Annotated in this window: 12 protein-coding genes; 5 read left to right on the forward strand and 7 right to left on the reverse strand. The window is 54.4% G+C overall.

Annotation, left to right across the window (positions count from 1 at the left end):
* Positions 1-97: 97 nt before the first annotated feature.
* Positions 98-715 (reverse strand): DUF3455 domain-containing protein, encoded by a 618-nt coding sequence (locus IT781_RS16260; protein ID WP_194971230.1) that lies wholly within the window; start codon positions 713-715, stop codon positions 98-100.
* A 611-nt stretch (positions 716-1,326) separates the two neighbouring features.
* On the opposite strand from IT781_RS16260, the gene IT781_RS16265 reads away from it, so the two are divergent.
* Complete coding sequence (locus tag IT781_RS16265) at positions 1,327-1,953, forward strand: glutathione S-transferase family protein (RefSeq protein WP_194971231.1); 627 nt, start codon at positions 1,327-1,329, stop codon at positions 1,951-1,953.
* 472 nt (positions 1,954-2,425) lie between these two features.
* On the opposite strand, the gene IT781_RS16270 is transcribed toward IT781_RS16265, so the two are convergent.
* The 3 genes from IT781_RS16270 to IT781_RS16280 all read right to left on the reverse strand — a co-directional run bounded on the left by IT781_RS16270 (position 2,426) and on the right by IT781_RS16280 (position 4,363).
* Positions 2,426-3,088: a hypothetical protein gene (locus tag IT781_RS16270; RefSeq protein WP_194971232.1), complete on the reverse strand. Its 663-nt coding sequence runs from the start codon at positions 3,086-3,088 to the stop codon at positions 2,426-2,428.
* Positions 3,089-3,246: 158 nt separating this feature from the next.
* Entirely contained in the window at positions 3,247-3,624 is a 378-nt protein-coding gene (locus IT781_RS16275; RefSeq protein WP_194971233.1) for a rhodanese-like domain-containing protein, read from the reverse strand.
* A gap of 352 nt (positions 3,625-3,976) precedes the next feature.
* On the reverse strand, positions 3,977-4,363 hold the full coding sequence (locus tag IT781_RS16280; RefSeq protein WP_194971234.1) for a hypothetical protein: 387 nt from the start codon (positions 4,361-4,363) through the stop codon (positions 3,977-3,979).
* A gap of 460 nt (positions 4,364-4,823) precedes the next feature.
* On the opposite strand from IT781_RS16280, the gene IT781_RS16285 reads away from it, so the two are divergent.
* The 3 genes from IT781_RS16285 to IT781_RS16295 all read left to right on the forward strand — a co-directional run bounded on the left by IT781_RS16285 (position 4,824) and on the right by IT781_RS16295 (position 6,417).
* Positions 4,824-5,300 (forward strand): MarR family winged helix-turn-helix transcriptional regulator, encoded by a 477-nt coding sequence (locus IT781_RS16285; protein ID WP_194971235.1) that lies wholly within the window; start codon positions 4,824-4,826, stop codon positions 5,298-5,300.
* Between the two features lie 316 nt (positions 5,301-5,616).
* Positions 5,617-6,252, forward strand: coding sequence for a transcriptional repressor LexA (lexA, locus tag IT781_RS16290; RefSeq protein WP_194971236.1), 636 nt, complete (start codon positions 5,617-5,619; stop codon positions 6,250-6,252).
* A gap of 15 nt (positions 6,253-6,267) precedes the next feature.
* The gene (locus IT781_RS16295) at positions 6,268-6,417 is read left to right on the forward strand and encodes a hypothetical protein (protein ID WP_194971237.1); all 150 of its coding nucleotides are present in this window, start codon (positions 6,268-6,270) and stop codon (positions 6,415-6,417) included.
* A gap of 184 nt (positions 6,418-6,601) precedes the next feature.
* Here the strand turns inward: IT781_RS16295 and mmoC are convergent, their stop codons facing one another.
* Positions 6,602-7,636 (reverse strand): aromatic/alkene monooxygenase hydroxylase FAD-binding subunit MmoC, encoded by a 1,035-nt coding sequence (gene mmoC, locus IT781_RS16300; protein WP_194971238.1) that lies wholly within the window; start codon positions 7,634-7,636, stop codon positions 6,602-6,604.
* A 68-nt stretch (positions 7,637-7,704) separates the two neighbouring features.
* A complete protein-coding gene (gene hcp, locus IT781_RS16305) occupies positions 7,705-9,375 on the reverse strand; it encodes a hydroxylamine reductase (RefSeq protein ID WP_194971239.1) in 1,671 nt (556 codons plus the stop codon).
* A gap of 181 nt (positions 9,376-9,556) precedes the next feature.
* Here hcp and norR point away from each other — a divergent pair, with 181 nt between their 5' ends.
* Positions 9,557-11,092 (forward strand): nitric oxide reductase transcriptional regulator NorR, encoded by a 1,536-nt coding sequence (norR, locus tag IT781_RS16310; protein WP_194971240.1) that lies wholly within the window; start codon positions 9,557-9,559, stop codon positions 11,090-11,092.
* Positions 11,093-11,129: 37 nt separating this feature from the next.
* Here the strand turns inward: norR and IT781_RS16315 are convergent, their stop codons facing one another.
* Positions 11,130-11,564 carry a hypothetical protein gene (locus IT781_RS16315; RefSeq protein ID WP_194971241.1) on the reverse strand — a complete coding sequence of 145 codons (435 nt, stop codon included), beginning with the start codon at positions 11,562-11,564 and terminating at the stop codon, positions 11,130-11,132.
* Positions 11,565-11,925 lie beyond the last annotated feature (361 nt).

Consider the following 11,925-nt stretch of genomic DNA (forward strand, 5'->3'; position numbering starts at 1 on the left):
GCTGCCTGACGCCTGGCATCGCAGATCAGGTTATCGCGTGCCGGCCGGCGTCAGGCATGACTTGGCCAGGAGAGCCTGGGGTCATGCGAATTTGATCCTAGTCGTCTTGCTTGTAGAAAAAATAGTCAGCCGTGTAACGTACCAATGCCTTCTTGCCGACGTCCGTCGACAAGTCACAGTCTGCCGATGGCGCGGTCCCTCCGGAAGTGTTCAGCCGCTGTATGAAGGTGGTCTCTGTCAGCTTGCCTCCACCGGTGGGTCCGTCCTGCGCGCCAACCACCTGAACCAGGAGCCAGGGGATGGCACCCGGCTGGACGAAGTCGGGGTCGGAAGCAGAAGCGATCCCCGCGCCCCATACGGTGCTTGTGTCCTGTGAGTGCTGCCACGTGACGCGGGGCGCGTCAGCCTCAAACGGATTCGGACTGAGGAAGTGGGTGATGACTTGCTTATCGTTGTCATTGAACAGGGTGGCCTGCGGCCCGAAGAATGTCCAGGTAAAACCAGAGCCTGAAGGCAGGCAAATGTAGTCCTGAGTGCCCTCGGCATGACCCACCAGGAATGCTTTGTTTCCTGCCGGCACCTGAATATTGGCAGGCACGGGCGGTGGCATGATAGAGTCGGCGTGGGCCGGTTGCGGTAAAAAGACAGTGAAAGTCACGGCGAGAGCAGCCAATACGAAGGAATTCTCGTGCTTTTTAGCTCGATGAGTAAACATGGGGGGTCTCCTTTCTGTTAGGGGCGAAGCTGAATGCCGTCAGGCATCTGATTGGCAATCCAGGTCGACGCGATAATTCATTATCGATGTTGTGCCAGGTTCAATTTCCTCTGTTTGAGCGGCTATTGTTCCTTTTTTTAACTGAATTTCTATCCGTGCTATTACTATTGGACAATTACTGACGCTGAAGCAATCTTGAGCGAAGTGCTCCCATGTAATTTGACTGGCTGCTTTCTGCCGGCACACTGCTATTCAGAAATGCAAATTGAACGGTGGTTGTCTTGAACCCGGATTTTCGCAAATGATGATAGACCATTAGCGGATCTGACTAGCGCTGATCTTGTGCTGATCCATATTGTCTTGAGGTTAACCTCAAATCCTGCGGGGCTCCGTAAGAATATAAACAAGCCGTTTTTCATCGCGTATCAGTATCTGTTGTCGGCATGCCTGATCGTATCTTTTACTGGATGCGTAGAGTATGGCCCACTGTCTACGTGGAGATTATAATGCTCAAGGCATTGCGACGGCCTAACTGTTCTTACAGGCGGACCTTGCGCTCTATGCCGCTTAACCCAGGAATTAGAACCATCCATTTAAGGAGAAATCATATAATGAACGATCTGGTGCTTTATACAAATCCACAATCCCGCGGGCGCATTGTCCACTGGCTGCTTGAAGAGATTGGCCTGCCTTATGAGACGGTCTGGCTAGAGTTCGGGCCAGCCATGAAAAGCGACGAATATCTTGCTGTGAATCCTATGGGCAAAGTTCCCGCCCTTAAGCACGGTAGCGCTTTAGTCACGGAAACTGCCGCCATCTGCGCCTATCTTGCGGATCGTTTCCCGGAGAAAAACCTGATCCCTCCGTCAGATCACCCTGCTCGCGCCAGCTATTTCAGATGGCTGTTTTTCGGAGCGGGCCCGCTGGACCAGGCCGCGGCCACTAAAGCGCTTGGCTGGGAAGTACCCGAGGGCAAGAGCGGTTTTGTCGGGTTCGGCAGCTACAGCGCTACGCTCGATGCCCTTGAGAAGGCGTTAACGCCTGGACCGTACATTTGCGGCGAGCAATTTACTGCCGTGGATGTGTATATTGGCTCGCTGCTTGGCTGGGGTATGATGTTTGGCACTATTGAAAAGCGCCCTCTGTTTGAAGCTTATGTTGAGCGGCTATATGCCCGCCCGGCCGTCCAGCGGGCCACTCGTATTAACGAAGACTATTTGAAAAGCCGCAATCCCTAAACCGCCTGCCGAGAGGGACCGCATGCGCGTCCCTCGCCTCCACGTCATAGATATTTGCAATAATTTTGTGCTATCCCGCGCTGCCTGTTTCCGGCTGATGCTTGCCTGACGCCACAGCTTTTTTGCCTTGAATGAAAAAAACAGAGAAGATGTGTCGAAATTTTGTGATGAATAAACAGACCATTCCAAGGAGCGCAGCGCAAATGCGGCACATCATTACTTTCTCGTGTTTTGCGGCGGCAATCGTATTGTATGCTGTCGGGGGCGCCTCGGGCGCTATTGCATTCTTCGTTGCGGGGCTGCTCGCTGAGATAGTGTTCTGGATTCGGCTTTTTCGGAGCGAAGAAAGCGAGTAGCCTGTTTGGGTAGCCAGCGCCACGTTAACTTTAAGTCATCAAAACTGGATCTGATAAACACCGGATTTTTCTGAAAAGATTACGGGGATAGAAAACTATCTATCCCCGTAATCTTTTCAATTGGGCATCCGCCCCCTTGTTTCCAAACCACTCGGCGGCATTTTATCAATCGAAGTCTTCCTGCACGTCATAGCGACAAACTCCATTTTTTGCTGGATCTCATGGGGCGGAGGCGTTCCCGTGCCTTGAATCTTCTCAAGCAACTTAAAATCTTCATAACTCAGGCGGCCAACCATATTCTTGCTGGCACAGCTACAGTAGTCCATGATCAAATTTTCAGGTACGCCGTAGTTTTCGACCGATACGCGCTGACTGCGATAACAGCTGGCATAAATCGATTGCACAAGCTCCCTCTCAAAGTCATTTATACCAACTGGAGGGCGGACATCATTCGATGCTGGCGCGCTACCGTACTCCCTGCTGTAACGCCCGCCGTAGTCTCTATCGGAATATGTACGGGGGTCTCTACTGTAACCGTTGCCATACTCTCTGCCATCATACTCTCCACCGTAGCCTCTATAATCCCTGTAGTCTCCGTAGTATCGGTAATCCCTATCGTACTCTTCCCCTGAGGCGATAAGCGGATAACTTTGAAGACTCACGAAAGCCAAAGCCGATACAATTATGTATTGCCGGACTCCGAATGGCTTCTTATTTTTGCTGGCGAGATATAGGATTCCGGTTAGTGCGCTGAAACATAGTAAATAGACAATCATCATTCCGGGCATGGTTGAAGGTGCGGCAAAAGCTAAAAAACATTCTAATATTGTATATCAGCACAGCTTATAGCCTCGCATGCCAAAAAACTGATAAGCCTTTCTCGAAAGCCACTTTTATCGGCCAGAATCGAACATGAGCCAAACGGCGCATTTACCGTTTATTGAAAAGCAAAACCCGCTTTTTCCCAGGCCTCTGCGCCGCCCTCAAGATTGAATAGGTTGCGGTAACCCAATTCATGAAGGGATCTTGCCGCCGCATTTCCCATAGGACCGCCTTTGCAATAAAGATAGATGGCTGTATTTTTGTCTTTGGGCAGTCTGTCTTTGTATTTCTCGATTTCGTTGTAAGGAATAAAAAGGTCAGTGCCTTTTATATGCGGCTGTTCGGGTATGTGGACATCCACCAGGAATATATCCTCGCGCTGCATGATCTGGTTTAGTTCAGTCACATTGATCATGTTCAGATAATCCGGCTTTTGAAACGTACAACCAGCCGCGAGCAAGATAAAGGTAATAATGAGATAAAGTTTTTTCATAATTACAGCCCTGGAATTCATAAAGACAGTCAACTCACTCATACTGAGCAGATAGAATATAAGCTGTTGATTTAATTGACTATCATAAGATATCAAAACAATAGCTATGGTTATTGGACAAGTATATTGACATTAGCGGTCACTAACAACTTTATCAAAGCTGGCGACCAGCATCGGGTTTGCTGCACTGCGGTGATGACTTCGGCCGGTGCCCACCCGCGAAAAGCCGGCTTGAGATAATTATGCTGCTTTCTGAGGTTTACGGCCTGGACAGCAGCAAAAAACCCTTGCCCGGAAGCCGGGCAAGGGTTTCAGCTTCACTTCAAACGCCGGCCTGCCGGCGCAGGCACTCTTAGTGAGTGGATACGTAGATCTGCTGAATTTCCTTGTAGCGGTTGGCTGCATCAGCCAATGTTACCTTAGCCGACGCCAGGTCGTTGTTCTTGAGTTCGGTACGCGCTTTCTTCAAAACACCGCTAGCCTGGTTGCGCTTTAAGTCCAGCGCATTATTGGAGATGTCTTTCTGCAATTGGCGAGCATCGCCGACCATATCGACCAGCTTCTCGTTGTCTGCGCCATTGTCCAGAGCCGTAATCGTCTCTTCAACTTTCGCCAGCGTATTGTCGATCGCCGCCTTAACGTCCTCATTCGTTGGATTCGCGGCGGACGCGCTGAATGATGCGGTTGCCAGCGCCGCGGCCATAATGGAAGAAGTCAGAAATTTGTTGAATACGTTCATGGGGTAAACCTCATAGTAAATAAATAATTTGTTTTTCACCTGGCGATTAACAGAAGGCTTAGAGAGCTGAACCGGCTCATGTTGATTACCAAGCATGGCGAAAATTCTAACAGATTTTGTTCTAATTAGAACAAATTTTGTTCTAACTCAGATTATTTATTTGAACATCTCTCTTTTTTCAAGCGCGCCATTCTTGATCATGAAAAAAATTGCCTTTTATTATCATACAGTTAAATGATTTCTGCAGCGTCCGGCATACACATTCGATAATGCCGTGATAAATGCTCAGTTTCAGCCTTATGGCTGGCAAGCCTTGCCGTAAAAATGAATGGATTTGTTTTCAAAGAGAAAAACCACAGTTTTTTTAAGAAAATAACAGCCAAAAACATTAAAAAACTTGAGGTTATTATCAATCAAGGTTACCATTTAGTTCTAACTACAACTATTGTATCTGAACATTATGAATTCGCCATCAACATTTCCAAGCGTACTGCGCGAGTTGGCGCGGACGCATCAGACTTTTTTGGCCTACGCAGCTTGTCATGTGCACACATTGGATCTGACGCTGCCCCAGTTCGATATCATCCTGACCCTGGGCAATACGGCCGGCATGACCTTCAAACAGCTGGGCGAGAAGACCATCATCACCAAAGGCACTTTGACGGGCATCATCAACCGTCTCGAAGATAAAGGACTGGTTGAGCGCATGGCTTCCAAGACGGACGGCCGCAGCCAGATCGTGCGGCTGACGGCGGCTGGCGTGGCCTTGTTCAAGCGGGCTTACCCCGAACATCTGGAATTCATCTACCGGATATTCAATGATTATTCGCCGGAAGACGTCGCGGCGCTTGAATCGGCTCTACTGCGGCTACATAAAGCAGTCACGGCGGCGCGTGACGAGATGAACAATAAACCGGTCGATGAAACCAGCGAATAGGCGATCACAGCGCCATTCCTGCCTGTTTTTTAATAGCCGCACGAACTCATAAAGCGGGCCTTTGCTTATCGGCGCGGGCCCTGCGCCAATTAATTCCGCCGCTCGGCAGACCATGTCGGGACAGGCGACCGCAATTTATCGCAGAATCAGCACCGGATGCGGACCGAAGCTCACAGCTTCATCGGCAGCGCACCAATAACTGCTTGATCCATAATGCAATCAGTGAGAGGCTCTCACTTTGTTCTCTTTTTGTTCTCTTTTTCTGGCATTTTGGGCCATTTTTGGTAAGCTGACAAAAAACAAAAAAGGAACGACGATGCATCAATTGACCCGGCGACAGCGGCAAATCCTTGATTTTCTGCGCAACAATCCCGACAAATTTCCGTACCCGCCAACACTGGACGAACTTTGCGCGGCGCTGGGCATGGCCTCCCGGGGCTCCCTGCACAAGCATATCTCGGCCTTGATAGAAGCGGGACTGGTGGAACCGCTTTCAGGCCAGAAGCAAGGCGGCATCCGCCTGACCATCAAGGCGAAACGCAACGAGGATGAGGGCGAGCAGCGTCTGCCGTTTGTCGGCAAGATTGCCGCCGGCAAGCCGATCGAAGCCATCGAACATGTCCATTACATGGCTGTGCCCGAAGTCCTGAGAAGCGACAAGCCCTGCTACGTGCTGCAGGTCAAAGGCGATTCGATGATCGAGGCCGGCATTTTTGATGGCGACTGGGTGGTCATCGAGCAGCGCAGCCATGCCCACAACGGCGAAATCGTCGTAGCCTTGGTCGAGAAAACCGAAGTCACCTTGAAATATATCGAACAGGCACCGGACAAGGTGCTGCTGATCCCGGCCAACGCCAACCTGGCCGCAATGGCTTATCATCCGGAGCAAGTCGAAATTCAGGGCGTACTGGTCGGGCAAATGCGCAGTTACCGTTCATCACTGATTAAATAAAGGGGGAGAACCATCATGACGAGAAGAATTCATATGCAGGATCAGGTCGGAGCCAACAAGATCGAGGAGATCATGCGCCATGACTACGGTCAGTGCGCCATGGAACAATGGGCGCTGAAGTTTGCGCTGATTGGGATGTTTCTGTTGCTGGGCGTATCCTGGTAATTGATATCATGCACGGGCTGCTTTTTTATGCCGCCCGCCGCGCCAGGCAGGAGCGAAATACTGCCCCTGCCTGGCTCAGATGAGTTTCATATCAAAAGTCCGCAAGTCAATTCTGCCAATCCGATCGAATACTTTGCCGATGCGGCTGCCCGAGGCGAGTTACGACAAGCTAAATGCCAGAGCATCAAGCCGGCAGGAATCTTTCGCTGAACACCTGCTCGACCGGCACGCCTTGAGTGCGGGCAGCCGCTTCGGCGGCCTCAATCAGGGCGGGCGGTCCGCAGAGGTAGATATCGGGCCGGGCATTCAGGCCATCCAGGTCCTGAGCCAGCGCATCCACCGGCGTGCCGCAAAAGCCCTGCCAGTCCTGGTTCGGCTTCCACACGCACAAGATCACCTGGAGCAGAGGCAGCTCCGCCTTTAACGCCTCCAGCTCCGTCAGGCAGAACAGCTCTTCGACCCGGTTAACGCCGAAATAGAGCCGGGCCGGATGCGGTTCCTGAAACTCGGCCATACGCCGTAGCATGGACAGCATGGGCGCCAGTCCCGTGCCGCCGGCCACGAACCAGCGCGGCCTCAGGCCATTTTCGCTCAGGCCGAAGGCGCCTTGGGGGCCGTGCACGATCAGCGTCTGACCGGCATGGGCCTGTTCCCGCAGCCAGGTGGAGAAAAGCCCGCCGGGCTGGAGGCGGATCAGGAATTCCAGCTGCCCTTCCCAATTGCCCGTGTTGGCAAGCGAGTAGGCGCGCCTGATGGCCTGCCCCGGCACTTCCAGTTCCATGAACTGGCCGGGCTCGAATTCGGCCACGCTGCCGCCGTCGTCGTCCGGCGCGAGGTGCAACATCAGGCGCACGGTGTTTTCGCCGACCGGCTCGATGGCGGCAATTTCGGCGTTGCGGCGCCGGATTTCGCCCAGCAGGATGCGGTCATGGTCAAAAGGCAGGGAGACGCTCAGGTCGCTGAGCGGCGAGGTGCGGCAGAGCAGGATGCCGCCGCGCTCCGCCGCGCCGGCCGGCAGTGCGGCGGGATTGTGCTCGCCCAGGCTATAGTCGCCGCGCGTGACGTCGGCATAGCAGGCGCCGCAGCTGCCCTGGCGGCATTGGGAAGGCAGCACGATGTGCGCATCGGCGGCGGCCTCCAGCAGGTTCCGGTCGTCGTCGCAATCGAAACGGAGCTGCTCTCCGTCGCGGGTCGTGAGTTCAATAGTATGAGTGCTCATGTTTTCTTAGGCTCCAAACAAGACTGATACGGCCGGGAGCGCGCGAGCGTCCCGGCCATCCTGCGCAATCAAGCGGCTTTCGGCGCCAGCGCGGCGTCGATATCGGCCTGAGCCGTGGTGATGGGCTGGATCCCGAACCTGTCTACCAATGCCTGCACGAGGTTCGGCGTCAGGAAAGCCGGCAGCGTAGGCCCGAGGCGAATGTTGCGGATGCCCAGCGCCAGGAGGGTCAGCAACACGGCGGCGGCTTTCTGCTCAAACCAGGACACCACCAGCGACAAAGGCAGATCGTTCACCTCGCAATCGAAGGCTTCGGCCAGCGCGGCGGCCACCTTGATGGCGGAATAGCTGTCGTTGCACTGCCCCATGTCGAGCAGGCGCGGAATGCCGCCGATAGCGCCGAAATCATGCTGATTGAAACGGTACTTGTTGCAGCCCAGCGTCAGCAAGACGGTATCACTGGGCGCTTTCTCGGCGAACTCGGTGTAGTAATTCCGGCCGGGCGCGGCGCCGTCGCAGCCGCCGATCAGGAAGAAGTGGCGAATGGCGCCGGACTTCACCGCGTCGATGACCTGATCCGCGACGCCGAGCACGGCATCGCGTCCGAAGCCGATGGTGATGGTTTTCTCGGCCTCGGCTGTTTCCTTGAAACCCGGCAATGCTCGCGCGGCCTGGATCAAGGGCGCGAAATTCTTGTCGCTGATATGGCGCACGCCGGGCCAGCCTACCGGGCCGGCGGTGAAGATGCGCTGACGGTACTGGGGCTGCGGCTCGATGATGCAGTTGGAGGTCATCAGAATGGGGCCGGGGAAGTCGGCAAAGTCCTGCTGTTGATCCTGCCAGGCACCGCCGTAATTGCCCGCCAGATGCGGATAGGCCTTGAGCCTGGGGTAGGCGTGGGCGGGCAGCATTTCGCCGTGCGTGTAGATGTTGATGCCGGTATCCAGGGTCTGCTCCAGCAGCGCCGCCAGATCGCCCAGGTCGTGGCCGGACACCAGGATGGCTTTGCCCGGGACCGGAGTCACGCGCACCTGGGTCGGCTGTTGCGCGCCGAAGGCGCCGGTGTTGGCGGCATCCAGCAATTCCATCACGGACAGGTTCAGAAAGCCCAGGGCCAGAGACTGGTTGAGCAGGGCATCCGCATCTGTAGGCTCCGAGCTCAGGAAATCCAGCGCATCCTCGACCCCGGCATAAACGGCATCGCTTTCCTTGCCCAGCACATGGGCATGATGCGCGTAGGCGCAGACGCCCTTCAGGCCATAGAGCACCAATGACCGCAGTCCGATAATGTCGGGCCCCACCTGCTCGAGTCCGGCATTGATGCCCACGCCGGCGGCTTGCCTGAGCAGACCCTCCGTGTCGGCCGCAGGCTGCCAGACGGCTGGGCCGGTGAGGCTTTCAGGCACTTTGCCCGCCGCCAGCGCGGCGGCTTCGTAACGGGCCTTGACCTGATCGCGTATCGAGGCGGTTTGCTGCAACAGCACGGTGAAGCGGGTGGCGTTGAAGTTGACGTTGGTCAGCGTGGTGAACAGCGCATACAGCATGAAGCCGCCGGCTTCGTTATCGGGCGCATTCAGGGCACGCGCGCGTTTGGCGTATTGGGCGATGCCCTTGACGCCGTGGATCAGCAAGTCCTGCAAATCGGAAGTGGTGGCGTCCTTGCCGCACATGCCTTTGGCGGACGCACAGCCGCTGGCGGTTTCTGAGCGGTAGGTCTGTTCGCATTGGTAACAAAACATCGGATGTTCTCCTTAAGCTGGTTGAATGAAAACAATTTCAAACCAACTTCTGCACTAACTGTGCCAAAAACACGCTATTCGCGCCGGGCCTTTAAAACCTTACGCTTTGTACATGATTTAAGGTATAGTTGTCTTATTAACATCACTGCATAGTTGTGTTTTTAACAACCTGGTTATCACTATGACGACAAATACCTTTCTCACTTCGTTGATTTCAGTGGTCGCGGACCTTTCGACGCATATGCCGCCGGAGCAGCGCTATCAGCGCCTGTTGCAGCATTTGCGCCAGACTTTCCCATGCGATGCATCGGCCTTGCTGAAACTGGAAGGCCGCCATCTGGCGCCGCTGGCCGTCAGCGGACTGTCGGAAGATACGCTGGGGCGGCGTTTTGTCATTGATGAGCATCCGCGGCTGGCGCGGATTCTGGCTTCGAATCAGGCCGTGCGCTTCGCCGCCGATTCCGATCTGCCCGACCCCTATGACGGGCTGATCGAGGCGGAGGACAGCCGGCTGCTGGTGCATGACTGCATGGGCGTCACGCTATTCATCGACGGCGAACCCTGGGGCGTCCTGACGCTGGACGCGCTGAGCGCCGGCACGTTTGACGGCATCGACCCTGTGCAATTCAACGCCTTCATCAGCCTGACCGCCGCGTCGGTCAAGGCCGTCGGGCTGATTTCGTCCCTGGAGCAGCGGGTCAGCTATGTCACCCGCACCCTGAACAGACAAAATGCCGGACACAATCTGATCGGCGAAAGCGAAGGCATGCGGGCACTGCGCAATGAAATCTCCATCGTGGCGCCTTCGGAACTGGCGGTATTGATTATGGGCGAGACGGGCGTGGGCAAGGAACTGGTCGCCCAGCGCATTCACCTGGAATCGACGCGCGCCGACCAGGTCATGGTGTACGTCAATTGCGCGGCGCTGCCCGAAAGCATTGCCGAGAGCGAGCTGTTCGGGCACAGCAAAGGCGCATTTTCCGGTGCCGTCAGCGAACGCGCGGGCAAATTCGAACTGGCCGACGGCGGCACGATTTTTCTCGATGAGATCGGCGAACTGCCGCTTTCAATCCAGGCCAAACTGCTGCGCACGTTGCAAAACGGCGATATCCAGCGCGTCGGCAGCGATCGGCAGATCAAAGTCAATGTCCGCGTCATCGCCGCGACCAACCGCGACTTGCAACAGGAAGTCGCCAACGGCCTTTTCCGTTCCGACCTTTATCATCGCCTGGCGGTTTATCCCATGCACGTTCCGCCCCTGCGGGAGCGGGGAAAAGACGTGCTGCTGCTGGCCGGCGCCTTCCTGGAAAAAAACCAGCAGCATCTGGGCGTCAAGAAACTGCGCCTGGACGCGGGCGCGAAAAAAGCGCTGCAGGACTACCGCTGGCCCGGCAATGTCCGCGAGTTGGAACATTTGCTCAGCCGTGCCGCGCTCAAGGCGGCAACCCGAGGAAACCGCCAGTCGGGTATTGTTACTCTATCCGCCGCCTATCTGGACATAGCACCGGATTCACCGGAAGGATCAGGCAACGCATTAGCGGATGTCTCGATCACCTCGGCGCCGCCGATGGATTTCAAAGGCGCGGTTGATGAATTTCAGCGTCGGCTTGTCCAGCAACAAATCGCCCTGCACCAAGGCAACAGGGCGGCAGCCGCTCGAGCGCTCGGGCTGGATCGAGGCAATTTTCATCGCCTGCTGAAACGTCTGGCCATTTAATAATTGAGCGATAATCAAACGCGGCTTGCAGGACGGCTTATATATCCATGAACATCATCGGAAGGCCATAAGTCAGAACAAAATAGCTGAATGCGGCAATGATACTGATACTCATTCTGAACGAAAACATTTGCCGTAAAATGTAACTGATAATGGAGATATACCATACGACCAGGAATGACGCCAATCCTATGGATACCTCTTCCCGGTGTTCGTAATGCTCCATCACCATGACCAGGTCCAGCACTTCAGCGCCGATTGCCAGCGTCATGATAAAGTTTTCGCAAATGAAAATAGCCGTAAACAACTGGCCGAAATAATGCCATTTTCTCATGAACAGCAATAAGGTGGCGATAGACGTAAAAGCCATGACAGTCCGCAACAACACTTCCAGCGTGCCGTCGGCGGGATCGGCGATCAGGCTTTCGACGATAATCCCCGACACCAGGTAGAAGGCGATGGCTTTCCACATGAATGATTTGTGGGGATATAAGTCAGCGGGATTGTTTGCGAACCAGCAAAGCGCGAGATATTGAAGTAGCAAATTCATGGTAAAAAACTGTCTGGATAGACCTGCTTTGCACAACAGTAACTTCACAGTGACATTGAAGCATCGCAAGTGTGAACAAAATTCAAAACAGGATGATAGTGAATCACAACCACCTTAAAATTATAAGCGGGGCACATGATAACAGAAACTCATATATATTGTGTGGGATTGCCCTGTTCGATAAACGTATCTCTGGCAAACAATATAGGGGATATTAGCTGCTGGATTCGTCTAAGAGCTTGTTCAATATCTCCTCAGCAATAGCGCCAGGAAAGCCAGGTTG

Source organism: Methylobacter sp. BlB1, assembly GCF_015476545.1.
Lineage (GTDB): Bacteria > Pseudomonadota > Gammaproteobacteria > Methylococcales > Methylomonadaceae > Methylobacter.

Excerpts from the sequence above, each read along its gene's own strand:
- IT781_RS16275 (WP_194971233.1), bottom strand. The coding sequence starts at position 3,624 with ATGAAAAAACTTTATCTCATTATTACCTTTATCTTGCTCGCGGCTGGT.
- lexA (WP_194971236.1), top strand. The coding sequence starts at position 5,617 with ATGCATCAATTGACCCGGCGACAGCGGCAAATCCTTGATTTTCTGCGC.
- norR (WP_194971240.1), top strand. The coding sequence starts at position 9,557 with ATGACGACAAATACCTTTCTCACTTCGTTGATTTCAGTGGTCGCGGAC.
- IT781_RS16265 (WP_194971231.1), top strand. The coding sequence starts at position 1,327 with ATGAACGATCTGGTGCTTTATACAAATCCACAATCCCGCGGGCGCATT.
- IT781_RS16315 (WP_194971241.1), bottom strand. The coding sequence starts at position 11,564 with ATGTGGAAAGCCATCGCCTTCTACCTGGTGTCGGGGATTATCGTCGAA.
- mmoC (WP_194971238.1), bottom strand. The coding sequence starts at position 7,636 with ATGAGCACTCATACTATTGAACTCACGACCCGCGACGGAGAGCAGCTC.
- IT781_RS16280 (WP_194971234.1), bottom strand. The coding sequence starts at position 4,363 with ATGAACGTATTCAACAAATTTCTGACTTCTTCCATTATGGCCGCGGCG.
- IT781_RS16260 (WP_194971230.1), bottom strand. The coding sequence starts at position 715 with ATGTTTACTCATCGAGCTAAAAAGCACGAGAATTCCTTCGTATTGGCT.
- IT781_RS16295 (WP_194971237.1), top strand. The coding sequence starts at position 6,268 with ATGACGAGAAGAATTCATATGCAGGATCAGGTCGGAGCCAACAAGATC.
- IT781_RS16285 (WP_194971235.1), top strand. The coding sequence starts at position 4,824 with ATGAATTCGCCATCAACATTTCCAAGCGTACTGCGCGAGTTGGCGCGG.
- IT781_RS16270 (WP_194971232.1), bottom strand. The coding sequence starts at position 3,088 with ATGATGATTGTCTATTTACTATGTTTCAGCGCACTAACCGGAATCCTA.
- hcp (WP_194971239.1), bottom strand. The coding sequence starts at position 9,375 with ATGTTTTGTTACCAATGCGAACAGACCTACCGCTCAGAAACCGCCAGC.